Source organism: Catellatospora sp. TT07R-123 (assembly GCF_018327705.1).
In the GTDB taxonomy this organism is placed as follows: Bacteria; Actinomycetota; Actinomycetes; order Mycobacteriales; family Micromonosporaceae; genus Catellatospora.
Genome location: NZ_BNEM01000002.1, coordinates 911,771 through 925,140, shown reverse-complemented (window position 1 = coordinate 925,140; position 13,370 = coordinate 911,771). Strand labels below are relative to the sequence as shown.

Genomic DNA, 13,370 nt, shown 5'->3' with positions numbered 1-13,370 from the left:
TATGTCGATCGAACGGCTTCTCGCCGTGCTCTCCGAGGCGGAGACCACGCTCGATCCTCTGGAGATCGCCGAGGCGTTATGGCTGGCCGGCCACCTTCCACGTCGGGAGGCCGCACCCGTGCAGCAGCCAGGTCCGGCAGACGGCTACCGCACGGCACCGGACCGGGAGCCGCTACCGCCACCTGATATGCCGATCAAGGATCCCGTCACGCTGCACGCCTCTCCGCCCAAGAAGCAGCAGTCGGCTGTCAGCCACGCCGAGACGCCGCCTGAGGAGGCTGTCACCGCACGGAGGGTGCAGACGACGTCCGTACGCGGCCGCCCGGCTACGTTGGATCTGCTGCGGGCGCTTCGTCCGCTCAAACGCATGGCGCTGTCCCGGGATCGTTTCGAGCTCGACGAGGAGGAGACCGCGCGCTGGTATGCCGAGCGTCGCAGCTGGCGCCCGATCGTGACGCCTAGACCCGACCGCGCGCTGGACCTGGCACTCATCGTCGAGCACACCCCGGCAAGCAGCCTGTGGGCAGGCGCCGTCACTGAGGTCGAGGCCGTCTTCCGTCAACTCGGGGCCTTCCGCAGGGTGTCCAGGCATGGGCTGGTCGTCGAGCCGTCGGGGCGGGTCCACCTGTCGGCTGACGGGGGAAGGCTCACGAGTCCGGGACGTCCCACGCTCGTCCTCGTGTTCAGCGATTGCGTGGGCACCGGGTGGGAGCAGCCCCAGATCCACCGGGCGCTGCGGCAGTGGGCCCGTCAAGGTCCGGTGGCGATCCTGCAACCGCTGCCAGAACGCCTGTGGTCGCGCACCTCCCTGCCGCCGGTCGCGGTTCACCTGAGCGCCAGCGGATTCGCCCGGCCCAACCGCGAGCTGATGATCCAGCGCCGGGACTATCCATGGCGAAGGCCTAAACGGGAGTCCGGCGCCATTCCCGTGCTCGAATTCCGTCCCGACTGGTTGAATCGGTGGGCTCGCCTCGTCGCCGGATCGGCTGACGGTGGCGTGGATGCGGCGATCGCCAACGCCAGACCCCGTGGCGCAAGCGCGGTCCTTGCACCGAACACGACGGCACGATTGTCGCCGGTTGATCGAGTGCTTCGCTTCAGGGCCGAGGCCTCTGCCGACGCCTACCGGCTCGCGGGCTACCTGTCGGCTGTTCCGCTGCATCCGTCCCTGATGCGGCTGATCCAGGACACGATGATGCCGGGATCCGGGCCGGCGCATCTCGCCGAAGTGCTTTACAGCGGCCTGGTCACCGGCTCGGACGCCATGTACGACTTCGCTCCTGGCGTACGCGAGGTCCTCCTGGGCGCGGTGCGCGAGGACGAGGTGATCCAGGTACTCGGCACGGCCTCGGCCCATATAGACGCCCGGACACCGGGCGGCTCGATCACCACTCCCAGCCCTGACGGCGACCTTCCGCTGTCACCGCTCAGCCGTCCGTTCGCGCGAATCCGTGAACAGGTGCTGCAACGTCTCGACGGTGCCGAGGACCGGTTCGAGCCCGCGCCGCAGCCCGCATCCGAGCCGGCAGGATCGATCATGAGCCTGCAACACCCCAGCTCCCGGATCCTGCTGATCGACGGTACTCCTGACCTCTATCAAGCATTCACCGACTACGCCGGCATCCGGGCAGAAGCGATGGTCACGCGAAGCAGCTTGTTCTCTGACCACATCGATGACCTGGCGTACGAAACCACGGGGGTACTGCTCATCTACTGGAACGGGTCCATCAAACCCTTCAGCAAGGTGGTCGACCTGCTGCGGGGAACAAGCGCATCTGCCGTCGTCCTGATCCACCACGATCCCGCCGCCCAGCTGCCCGTGGTGTTCTTCGCCGAACGCAACGTGTACGTATTGAATTCTGGACCCAATCCTTCGACCGACCTGATCCAGCTGTTGCACGACGGCGTGGTCGGTGCCCCGGACGATCTGACCATAGAAGACGTCTTCGTCGGGCTCCATGCCCTGGCGCGTATCAACCATCGCACCCCACCCACCCGGAGTGGCTTCGCCAAGGACATCGTGATATGTCCCAATCGGGCTAAGCGAACCTTCCACGGTCGGCCTGAAACATCGCGACCGGTCGGAATGAAGCTGGCGATCGTGGGTGGATTCGGCTCCGGAAAGACCACGGCGATCGACGCCGTGTCCGAGGTCACCCCGCTGAGAACGGAAGAAGTGATCACCAGACATGGCATCGGTACGGACGACACCACCGGTGTTCCATACAAGACCACTTCCACCGTCGTAATGGACTTCGGCCGGGTCACGCTTGCCCCGAGAGTTGTCCTTTACCTGTTCGGCACTCCAGGCACGAACCGCTTCTGGTATCTCTGGGACGGACTCCTGACGGGGAGTTCGGGGGCCCTGGTGCTGGCAGACACCCGGCGGCTGGCCGACAGCTTCGCCGCCATCGACTACCTCGAACAGAGCGGCACGCCCTTTGTCCTCGGCGTCAATTGTTTCGACGGCGCGCGCGCCTACAGCGCAGCGGATCTTCGAGAGGCCTTGGACGTCGATGCGGAGGTGCCGATCGTATTGATGGACGCCCGCGATCGCTCATCGGTGAAGGAAGCGCTGACGACGTTGGTGCGGCAAATTCTCGGCAAGGCCGAATCGCGCCATCCTGGGGGCATCAGATCTTGAACACGGCCCGGGGCAGCCCGGTATGGGCGCGTCTTCGACGGTAGGGACCGGGCACTGCCGCCCACGTGCATGCGCGCAGACCGTGGCCGGGCCGGGTTCTGTCGGTGGGGCCCGCTACCTTGTCGCCACCCCGGACCGATGGGGTGCAGGCAGGCGGGCTGCGTGATCGCACCGTGCCCATTAGCCTGCTCGCGATCAACCATGGATCTTGCGGGAAGGTGCGGCATGGGCCACGTCGAGGACGCCACCGCTACGGGCACGCTCGGCGCCGAGCAGGCTGGGACGGTCCGCGGGACCGGCGATGCCGTGGGGACCGCCGATGAGAACTCCTTCACCATGCCGACGGGCTGGCGGCGCAGCGTCCTCCCGCGTCGCGGCGGGGTGCCGGTGAGCAGGAAGCGGCCTGACCCCGAGGCGACGGCGGTGGCCGCCAAGGCGCTGGACTTCCACCGCAACTGGGTGCTTCCGTGCCTGGCGCTGGACGGGTCCGACCGCGACCTGAAGCAGCCCGCCACCGCCTATCTCGACGGTGCCGCCGACGCCGTGCCGCTGGGCGCCGCCGCCGTGACCGCGGTGATCGCCAGCCGGATCGGCTACCAGCAGAGCACGACCCTGCCCGCCCTCGCCGACGCCTGGCTGATCCAGCGCGGCCTGGTGTTCGCGGCGCAGGCCGTGTGCGAGCTGAACTCGTTGCGGTGCGGCGACAGCTCCTACATCGCGCGCGACCGGCCGTGGCAGGTTAGACGGCTGGCGGCCGCGCAACGTCCGTCGGGGTGGCTGGGCGGGGACCTGGGGGCTCTGGCCGCCCGGGTGCGCGCGGCGGTGGCCGGCGCGTCCGAGGCCGAATACGCCGCCGTTGTCGCGGCCCTCACCGAATCGCGCGAGCTCGGGATACACCAGCGCATGGCCGTGTCGTTCCTGGTGCCGTCGCGGACCGACTGGGTCGACGCCGACTGCGTCGAGGCGGTGCAGGTCAACACCTATCTCGTCGGCGCGCTGGTTCACTCCGTGGGTACTCCGGCTCAGCTCGAATCGATCATCAAGCACGTGCCGCAGTGGTATCCGGGCGGCCTGCCTGCCATTCTGGCCACGGCCGTGGACGGGCTGGGGCCGTCGGCCGCGGTGCCGCTGCTGGGGGTCTGGTTCGACGGCGACTGGGGCGCCGACGCCCAGCGCGCCGTCCTGTCGACGCTGTCCGAGCTGCCCACCGACGAGGCGATGGCGGCGCTGCTCGACCGGATCGAGCACAAGTACACCCCGCCCGTGCTGCAGCAGGCGGCCGCGCGCTACCCGCGCCGGGCCATGCGGATGCTCGCCGAGCACGGCGGCAGCACCGCCGGTGAGCTGCTGCGCGTACACGTGCTGGGCCACCCGGACCTGGTGGACGAGGTGCTTCCGCTGGTCGGGGCCGCCGCCGCGCAGCGCATCACCGCGATCGCCGCAGCTGCCGCCGCGATGGCGGTGGCCGCGCCGGACGCGCTGCCGCCGGTGCTGGTCAGCCCGCCGTGGACCCGCGCGCGCAAGATCCGCAAGCCAGTCGTGATCGAAGGCCTGACCTGCCCCGACGAGGTGAGTGTGGTCTGGCTGCCGGGCGAGCGCGAGAACTGGGCGACCACCAGCGGGTGGTACGCGTCCTACAGTCCGGGCCGCGGTGAGTCCTGGGAGACGGTGGCCGCGCACATCGCCGAGGTCGGCCAGGGCCGTGCCTACCGGTTGGATCAGATCGCGCTGTTCCTGTCGGGGCCGCAGGCACTGGCCGAGCCGCTCATCGAGCGGTGGCGCCCCGACGACCTGTGGGACGCCTCCGAATGGCTGCGCGGTGTCATCGCCCGGTTCGAGGCCAAGGCGGTGCCGATGGGGCTGGACGCCGTCCGGCGCAGCGCGCAGCAGGCGGTTCCGGCGCTGGTCCCGTTCGCGTCCGCGCCGGTGGCCGCGGTCATGGCCGACGTCCTGGCCCGGCTGAAGTCGGTGCGCGGCAGTGCGCAGGCGTGGCTGTCCCGGCACCCGGACGCGGCCGCGCGGGCACTGGTGCCGCAGGCGCTGGGCAAGGCGGGCACGGCCCGGCGGCAGGCTGAGGAGGCGCTGACCGCGCTGGCGGCGATGGGCCACCGCGACGCGGTGACCGGGGCCGCCGACGGCTACGGCCCTGCCGCCCGCGCCGCGATCGACGACCTGCTCGCCGCGGATCCGCTGGACGCCCTTCCGGCGAAGATGCCGGTCGTGCCCGCGTGGGCCGACCCGGTGCTGCTGGCCCCGGTGCAGGTGCGTGGTGGGGCGGGCGCGCTGTCGCCGCAGGCGGCCCGGCACCTGCTGACCATGCTGGCGGTGTCCAAGCCGGGCGAGCCGTACGCCGGGATCGCGCTGGTGCGGCAGGCCTGCGACCAGCGCAGCCTGGCCGAGTTCGCGTGGTCGCTGTTCAGCCGCTGGCAGTCGGTCGGCTACCCGGCGAAGGAGAGCTGGGCCATGCACGCCCTCGGCGTGTTCGGCGACGATGACACCGTGCGCCGGCTCGCGCCGCTGATCCGGACCTGGCCCGGTGAGGGCGGGCACAGCCGTGCCGTCACCGGTCTGGACGTGCTGGCCGTCATCGGGTCGGACACGGCGCTGATGCACCTGCACGGCATCGCCGAGAAGGTGAAGTTCAGCGGGCTGAAGGACAAGGCGCGGCAGAAGATGAGCGACGTCGCGGCGCAGCTCGGCCTGTCGGCGGCGCAGCTGGCCGACCGGCTGGTGCCCGACTTCGGGCTGTCCGCCGATGGCAGCCTGCTGCTCGACTACGGCCGTCGGCAGTTCGTCGTCGGCTTCGACGAGCAGCTCAAGCCGTATGTCGCCGACCCTGACGGCAAGCGCCGCAAGGACCTGCCCAAGCCCGGCGCGGCCGACGACCCGGAGCTCGCCCCGGCGGCCTACCAGCGGTTCGGCGGGCTGAAGAAGGATGTGCGCACCGTGGCCGCCGACAACATCCGGCGGCTGGAACAGGCGATGGTGACGCGGCGCCGCTGGACCGGCGAGGAGTTCGGGCGGCTGCTGGTCGGGCACCCGCTGCTGTGGCACATCGTGCGACGGCTGGTCTGGGGCCGCTACGACGAGTCCGGGACGCTGGTCGGGGCACTGCGGGTGGCCGAGGACCGCAGCTTCGCCGACGTCGAGGACGAGACGCTGGTGCTGCCCGACGACGCGATCGTCGGCGTCGCGCACCCCGCCGAGCTGGGCGGGATGCTGGGGGCCTGGGCCGGGGTGTTCGCCGACTACGAGATTCTGCAGCCGTTCCCGCAGCTGGGCCGCGAGACGTATGGGCTGTCCGAGCAGGAGCTAGCCGCCACCGTGCTCACCAGGTTCGGTGAGGTGACGATCCCGACCGGGCGGGTGGTCGGGCTGGAGCGGCGCGGCTGGCGGCGGGGCGCCCCGCAGGACGCGGGCCACCAGGGCTGGATGGAGCGCGACGTGCCCGGCAACCGGACCGTGATGGTCGAGCTGGATCCCGGCATCGCCATCGGCGTCATCGACATGTTCCCGGAGCAGAAGCTGCCCCGGGTCTGGATCCACAGCCCCGGCGACACCCGGTGGTGGGCCGAGCGCAGCACGACCACCTTCGACGTGCTGGACCCGGTCACCGCATCGGAGCTCCTGCGCGACCTTGAGGAGATCACCCGGTGAACGAGCAGCTCCAGCGGCCCCCGGCTGAGGACCGCTACGCCGACGAGCTGGACCGCCTGCGCGAGACCGACGACGGCGACCGACCGCCGGGCTGGGCGCTGAGCCTGCGGGCCGCCCGCGCCTTCGTCATCGGCGACGACCGGCTCGGCGTCAGCCGCAAGTTCGTCGGCGACCCGTCGCTGATCGACCGGGCCCTGGTGACCCTGGCGACCAGCCGCGGCCTGATGCTCGTCGGCGAGCCCGGCACCGCCAAGTCGCTGCTGTCGGAGCTGCTGGCCGCCGCGGTCAGCGGCACCTCGACCCTGACCATCCAGGGCGGCGCGGCCACCACCGAGGACCAGATCAAATACTCGTGGAACTACGCGCTGCTGGTCGCCGAAGGCCCGTCGGCCCGCTCGCTGGTGCCCGCGCCGCTGCTGCGCGGTATGGCCGAGGGCAGGGTGGTCCGGTTCGAGGAGATCACCCGCTGTCCGCTGGAGGTGCAGGACTGCCTGCTGTCTCCGCTGTCGGACCGGGTGCTGACCGTGCCCGAGCTGACCGGCCCGCAGTCGATGGTGTTCGCCCGCGAAGGGTTCAGCGTCATCGCCACCGCTAACACCCGTGACCGGGGTGTCAACGAGATGAGCGCCGCGCTCAAGCGGCGCTTCAACTTCGAGACCGTGTTCCCGATCGCCGACTTCGACACCGAGCTGCGCCTGGTCGAGACCGAGGCCGCGGCGCTGCTGGCCCGTTCCGGCGTCACCGCGCCGCCGCGCCGCGACGTGCTGGAGGTGCTGGTCACCGCGTTCCGGGAGCTGCGCGACGGGCACAACGTGCGCGGTGACGCCGCCGACAAGCTGTCGGGGGTGATGAGCACCGCCGAGGCGGTGTCGGTGGCGCACGCCGTCGGGCTGCGAGGCTGGTTCCTGCGCCGGGAGCCCGGCACCGCCGCCGACCTGGTGTCCTGCCTGGCGGGCACCGCCGCCAAGGACAGCCCGGACGACCTGGCGAAGCTGCGCCGATACCTGGAGCAGCAGGCCCACGGACGGCGCGGCGACCAGTGGCAGGCCCTGTACGAGGCCCGCCACCTGCTGCCGGGCTGACCCGTGACCGTCACGTTCCTGGGCGTACGCCACCACAGCCCCGCGTGCGCCCGGCTGGTCGCCGACACCATCACCGCCCTGCGCCCCGCGTACGTGCTGGTCGAAGGCCCCGCCGACATGAACCCGCGGCTGGACGAGCTGCTGCTGGGCCATGAACTGCCCGTCGCCGTGTACACCGGCTACCGGGACGGGCAGCGCAGCCACGGGTCGTGGGCGCCGCTGTGCGCGTACTCCCCGGAATGGACGGCCCTGACCGCCGCCCGCGCCACCGGCGCCCAGGCGCGTTTCATCGACCTGCCCGCCTGGCATCCGGCCCTGTCCGGTCTGCACAACCGGTACGCCGACGCCGAGGCCCGCTACAGCGCCGCGACCGAGCGGCTGTGCCGCGAGTTCGCCGTCGACAACATCGACACGCTGTGGGACCACCTGTTCGAGATCGCACCCGCCGACGGGCTCGCCGACCGGCTGGCGGCCTACTTCGACCTGGTCCGCGGCGACACCGAGACCGGGCCGGGCGACACGGCCCGGGAGCGGTACATGGCGCACTGGGTGCGGGCAGCGGCGGCCGATGCCGACAAGCGGCCCGTCGTCGTGGTGACCGGCGGGTTCCACCGCCCCGCACTGATCCGGCTGGTGCAGCAGGGCGACCGCGACTGGCCGGCGCAGCCCGAGCCGCCCGGTGACGCGGTCGTCGCGAGCTACCTGGTGCCGTACTCGTTCCGGCGCCTGGACGCCTTCGACGGCTACCAGTCCGGGATGCCGTCCCCGGCCTACTACCAGCACCTGTGGGACCACGGGCCAGACGAGGCCGCCCGGCGGCTGACCGAGGCGGTGACCGCGCGGCTGCGGGGCCGCCGCCAGCCGGTGTCCACCGCCGATCTGATCGCCGCCCGCGCCACCGCCGACGCCCTGGCGATGCTGCGCGGCCACCCCGCTCCCGCCCGCACCGACGTTCTCGACGGCCTGGCCACCGCGCTGATCGGCGAGGCCGTCGACGTGCCGCTGCCGTGGGCCACCCGGGGACCGCTGAGGGCGGGCACCCATCCCGTCGTCGTGGAGATGGTCGCCGCCCTCAGCGGCGACCGGTCCGGCAGCCTGCACCCCGACACGCCGCTGCCGCCGCTGGTGCACGCCGTCGACCGGCAGCTGGGCGAGCACGGCCTGGACGGCACCGGCGACGTCCGGCTCGACCTGACCGCCGACACCGACCGGCTGCGCAGCCGCCTGCTGCACCGGCTGCGGCTGCTCGCCATCCCCGGGTTCGAACGCGCGAGCGGGCCCGCCGCCGGCCGGGCGCCGGTGCTCGCCGAGCGGTGGCTGCTGGACGCGGCCGCCGACCGGCTGCCCGCGCTGATCGAGGCCGGCAGCTACGGCACCGATCCGCTGGAGGCGGCCGCCGCCGTCATCGCCGAACGCACCGCGACCGCGGACGGCGACATGGACGCCCTGGCCGGGCTGCTGTTCGACGCGGCGCTGTGCGGTGCCGTGGAGGCGACCGGCCCGATGCTGGACCGGCTGCACGACGCCGTCACCGCCGCGGTCGACCTCGGCGCGCTGGGCCACGGGCTGACCGTGGTGCTGGCGATGTGGCGCCACGACACCCTGTTCGACACCGCGGGCAGCGCCACCCTGGGCACCGTCGTCACCGCCGCGGTGCGGCGGGCGCTGTGGCTGGCCGAGGGCGTACGCGGCGGCGCGGCCCCCGCCGACCGCGGGCGCATCCAGGCCGTGGCCGGGGTACGCGACGCCCTACGCCATGCCGCGGCCGCGCTCGGGCTCGACGTCGCGGCCGCGCTCGGCGTCGCCGACCGGATCGCCGCCGACCGCGACGCCCCACCCGACCTGCGCGGTGCGGCGTTCGGGCTGGGCTGGTCGCTGCGGGGCACCGCCACCGACCCCGACCGGTCGCTGCGGGGCGCGTTCACCCCCGCGACCGCGGGCGACTGGCTCGCCGGGCTGTTCGCGCTGGCCCGCGAGGAGGTGTTGCACACCGGCGGCATGGTCGAACTGCTCGACGAGCTGGTCGGCGCGCTGACCCACGACGACTTCCTGGTGGCGCTGCCCGCACTGCGGCAGGCCTTCGGCTGGTTCCCGCCGCGCGAGCGCCACCAGCTCGCGACCCGGGTCGTGGCGGCCCGGTCGGCCACCGCGACCGGCTGGGACCTGCTGCGGCTCGACGCCGATCCTGCCCTGGTCGCGGCGGGCATGGCCTTGGACGAACGCGTCGACGGGGCGCTGCGCCGGGAAGGACTGATCCAGTGACGACCGACCCCACCCTGCAACGGTGGCGGCTGCTGCTCGGCAGCGCCGGTGCCGCCTGCCTGGGCGGCCAGCCGATGGACCCCGACACCGCCGCCCGCGACGCGGCCCTGGACTGGCTGTACGGCCGCGACGAGGACCTGCGCCACCGCGGCGTGCGCGCCGACGGCCCGCGCGAGGGCGGCCACGGCCCGTCGGCGCTGACCACCGTCGACTGGCTCGACGACATCGCCGAACTGTTTCCGAAGGAGACCGTCGAGCGGCTGCACCGCGACGCCGTCGAGAAGTACCAGATCCACGATGTGGTCACCGACCCCGCCGTGCTGGAGCGCATCGAGCCGAACCCGGCGCTGCTGCGGGCCGTGCTGCAGACCAAGCACCTGATGAACCCGCAGGTGCTGCGCCAGGCTCGGCGCATCGTCGAGGCGGTGGTGCGGCAGCTGGTGGACAAGCTGTCCACGGAGGTGCGCGCCGCGTTCGCGGGCACCCGGACCCGCCGTCCGAGCCGCCTGCGCCAGGCCCGCAACTTCGACATGACCCGCACCATGCGCGCCAACCTCGGGCGCTACCAGCCGGACACCGGCAAGATCGTCATCGAGACGCCGTACTTCTTCACGCGCACCCGGCGGCACCTTCAGCCGTGGCAGGTCATCATGCTCGTCGACCAGTCCGGTTCGATGGTCGACTCGGTGATCCACTCCGCGGTGACCGCGGCCTGCCTGTGGGGCCTGCCCGGCGTACGCACCCACCTGGTCGCCTTCGACACCAGCGTCGTCGACCTCACCGCCGACGTCGACGACCCCGTCGAGCTGCTGATGAAGGTCCAGCTCGGCGGCGGCACCGACATCGGCCGTGCCACCGCGTACGGTGCCGGGCTCGTCGACGCCCCCCGCCGCGCCATCGTCGTGCTGATCTCCGACTTCTACGAGGGCGGCGACCCCGGCCTCCTGGTCCGCACCGTGGCCGGGCTGGTCGAGCAGGGCACCAAGGTGCTGTGCCTGGCCGCACTGGACTCGCAGGCCAACCCCTCCTACGACCGTGGCCTGGCGCAGCGGCTGGCCGACGTCGGCGCGCACGTCGGCGCGATGACACCGGGCCAGCTGGCCGACTTCGTCGCGGAGCACATCGGCCGATGAGACCCGACCTGCTCGCCCTCAGCGCCGACGCGCTGGCCGCGCTCACCAACCGCGGCCTGGTCAAACGCGCCGCCAAGGACCTCGACACCGCCGCGCCCGAGGTGCGCGAGGAAGCCGACGGCACCGTGCGCGGCCGGTTTGCCGACGGCACGGCGGCCGAGCTGCCCCCGGGCGGCCTCGACGGCGGCCGCTGCACCTGCGGTGCGGCGGGCACCTGTCGGCACCTCGTCGGGCTCGTCCTGGCGTACCAGCTCACGGCCGCGACCGGCACCGCCGACGCCCCGGCCGGTCCGGCACCGGAGGCGTTCGCGGCCTGGTCGCCCGGCCAGATCACCGACGAACAGCTCGCCGCCCGCGTCGGCCCCCGGCAGCTGGCCGCGGCCCGGCGCGCCCACCACGCCGGATACACCGCCCGGATCCGCCGCGCCACCGCCGCCGACCCGGTGCCGCAGGTCGAGCTGCCCACCGCGACCGTGCGCTTCCTGGTGCCCGCCGACCTCGGGTTCGTCCACACCGACGCTGCCGCGGGCAGCCGCGACGACATCATCGCCCTGGCCGTGTGGGCGTTCCGGGCCGCCGACACCGAACACCCCGACCTCACCGAGGTGCGCCTGGACGTCGGCGGGCGTGTCACCGACGGCACCGGGAGCGGGCTCGAACGAGCGCTCGTGACCGCGGCGGCCGTGCTCCAGGCCGGCGCCGTCAACCTCGGCTCCGGACTGGACGCCGCGCTCGCCGACGAGCGCCGCCGCCTCGACGAGGCAGGACTGCGCTGGCCGCTGCTCGCCCTGGACGAGGTCGCCGAGCAGCTCACCGCGTACCGGGACCGCAGCGCGCGCTACCAGCCCGAACAGCTGGCCGCCTGCCTGGCCGAGCTGCACGCGCGCCATCGCGCCGCAGCCCGGCCCGACGCCGTGCTGCGCAGCAGCATCCTCGGCACGGCGGAAGCCGCCGAGACCCCGCTGCGCCGGGCCCGGCTCGACAGCCTCGGCTGCCGCGTCCGTGCGGTCGGCGAGCAGCGGGTGGCAGAGGTGTACCTCGCCCACGCCGACACCGCCACGGTCCTGGTGCTGCGCCGCCAGTGGGACGGTGACGACGACGGCCCGGCTCTGGCCCGCAAGCGGGTCGACCGGACCTCGCTCGGGGCGCTCGCCGCCGGCAACCTCGTCACCGAATCGGCCGTACGCAGCGCCAGCCGAGCGGTGCGCCTGGCCGCAGCCCGCGTCGCCAAGACCACGGTCAGCCCGTCCCGGGGCGGCTGGGACGAGCTGCCGTCCGCCCTGGTCGCCGCCGACTACGCGGCGCTGGCCGCCGAACTGGACCAGCTGCCGCCCCGGCCGATCCGGCCCCGGATCGAAGCCGAACTGGTCCGGGTGCTCGCCGTCGCCGAGGTGGCGTCGGTCCGCTACGCCCCCGGCGACCAGCGGCTCGACGCCCAGCTCACCGACTGCTCCGGCAACACCGCCACGGTCACCGCGACCCACAGTGCGGCCGCGCCCGGCCGCCTGGACAGCCTGGCCGCCGCTCTGACCGGCCAGTACGGGCCGGTGCGGCACATCAGCGGCGTGGTCCGCCGCAGCGCCGGGACCATCCTGCTCGAACCGATCGGCGTCGCGGCCGCCGACCAGCTGATCGTGCCTGACCTGCTGCCGCCGCAGGCCGCCGCGAATGTCGAACTCGCGACCGACGGACCGGGTGAGCTGCTGGCCGACGCGCTGGGGCGGGCCCGGACGCTGCTGGCCGAGGCACCGCACCGAGGGCTGCGGCACCTGCCGCCGAGCTACCGCATCCGCCTCGAGGAGACGGCCCGCGCCCTGTCCGCGCTCGGCCTGCACCGTACGGCCGAGGCCCTCACCGCGTTCAGCACCGCGCCGGGTGACGACGAAGAGGCGTCACAGCGGTCGTGGGTGGACGCCTACCTGCGGACGGAGCTCGCTCTGGACCTGTACTGACCGCGACCGTCTGCGGCGTCAGGGCTGGTGCTGCCCGGTACGGACCACCGCCTGGTCGCCGTGCGGGCCGAACAGGTGCAGGATCTCGACGGCCTCGGTCCCGGCGGGCCCGAACCAGTGCGGTTCGGTGGTGTCGAACTCGGCGACCTCGCCGGGCTTGAGCACGACGTCCCGCTCACCGATGATCAGCCGCAGGCTGCCCGCCAGGACGTACAGCCACTCGTAGCCGGCATGGGTGACCAGTTTCGGCTCCCGGGGTGCGAGCACCTGCTTGAACACCTGGACCCGCCCCGGGTACTGGGTGAGCGGGATCAGCATGCTGCCGTGCCGCTGGCGGTGCGGGCGCAGGTGCACGCGCGGGTCGCCGGTGGCCGGGGCGGCCACGAGCTGGTCCAGGGCGACCCGGTGCGCCTGGGCGAGGGGGATCAGCAGTTCCAGCGTCGGGCGCCGCTTGCCCGATTCGAGGCGGGACAGGATGCTGACGGAGATCCCTGTTTCGGCGGCCAGGGCTTCCAGGGTGAGTCCGCGGTCGCGCCGCAGGGCGCGCAGCCGTGGCCCGATACCGTCGAGGATCTGCGCCAGCCCTGGTTCCATGACCGCATTTTTGCAGTTTCCGCAAGATCGCTGGATCGGGGCGGCG

Annotated in this window: 7 protein-coding genes and 1 pseudogene; 7 read left to right on the top strand and 1 reads right to left on the bottom strand. The window is 72.9% G+C overall.

Features of this window, described 5'->3' with window-relative positions:
* Nucleotide 1 precedes the first annotated feature (1 nt).
* The 7 genes and pseudogenes from Cs7R123_RS40835 to Cs7R123_RS24405 form a co-directional block, all read left to right on the top strand.
* A pseudogene (locus tag Cs7R123_RS40835) lies at nucleotides 2-1,360 on the top strand (SAV_2336 N-terminal domain-related protein); the annotation flags it as partial.
* A gap of 726 nt (nucleotides 1,361-2,086) precedes the next feature.
* Nucleotides 2,087-2,644, top strand: coding sequence for an ATP/GTP-binding protein (locus tag Cs7R123_RS24430; protein WP_212834445.1), 558 nt, complete (start codon nucleotides 2,087-2,089; stop codon nucleotides 2,642-2,644).
* A gap of 225 nt (nucleotides 2,645-2,869) precedes the next feature.
* The gene (locus tag Cs7R123_RS24425) at nucleotides 2,870-6,301 is read left to right on the top strand and encodes a DUF4132 domain-containing protein (RefSeq protein WP_244872107.1); all 3,432 of its coding nucleotides are present in this window, start codon (nucleotides 2,870-2,872) and stop codon (nucleotides 6,299-6,301) included.
* On the top strand, nucleotides 6,298-7,383 hold the full coding sequence (locus Cs7R123_RS24420; RefSeq protein WP_212830051.1) for an AAA family ATPase: 1,086 nt from the start codon (nucleotides 6,298-6,300) through the stop codon (nucleotides 7,381-7,383). Before Cs7R123_RS24425 ends, Cs7R123_RS24420 begins: the two co-directional genes overlap by 4 nt.
* Nucleotides 7,384-7,386: 3 nt before the next feature.
* A complete protein-coding gene (locus Cs7R123_RS24415; protein WP_212830050.1) occupies nucleotides 7,387-9,645 on the top strand; it encodes a DUF5682 family protein in 2,259 nt (752 codons plus the stop codon).
* Complete coding sequence (locus Cs7R123_RS24410) at nucleotides 9,642-10,778, top strand: VWA domain-containing protein (RefSeq protein WP_244872106.1); 1,137 nt, start codon at nucleotides 9,642-9,644, stop codon at nucleotides 10,776-10,778. The genes Cs7R123_RS24415 and Cs7R123_RS24410 overlap by 4 nt, the downstream gene beginning before the upstream one ends.
* Nucleotides 10,775-12,730 carry a hypothetical protein gene (locus Cs7R123_RS24405; RefSeq protein WP_212830049.1) on the top strand — a complete coding sequence of 652 codons (1,956 nt, stop codon included), beginning with the start codon at nucleotides 10,775-10,777 and terminating at the stop codon, nucleotides 12,728-12,730. The genes Cs7R123_RS24410 and Cs7R123_RS24405 overlap by 4 nt, the downstream gene beginning before the upstream one ends.
* Nucleotides 12,731-12,748: 18 nt before the next feature.
* On the opposite strand, the gene Cs7R123_RS24400 is transcribed toward Cs7R123_RS24405, so the two are convergent.
* The gene (locus tag Cs7R123_RS24400; RefSeq protein ID WP_212830048.1) at nucleotides 12,749-13,324 is read right to left on the bottom strand and encodes a helix-turn-helix domain-containing protein; all 576 of its coding nucleotides are present in this window, start codon (nucleotides 13,322-13,324) and stop codon (nucleotides 12,749-12,751) included.
* Nucleotides 13,325-13,370 lie beyond the last annotated feature (46 nt).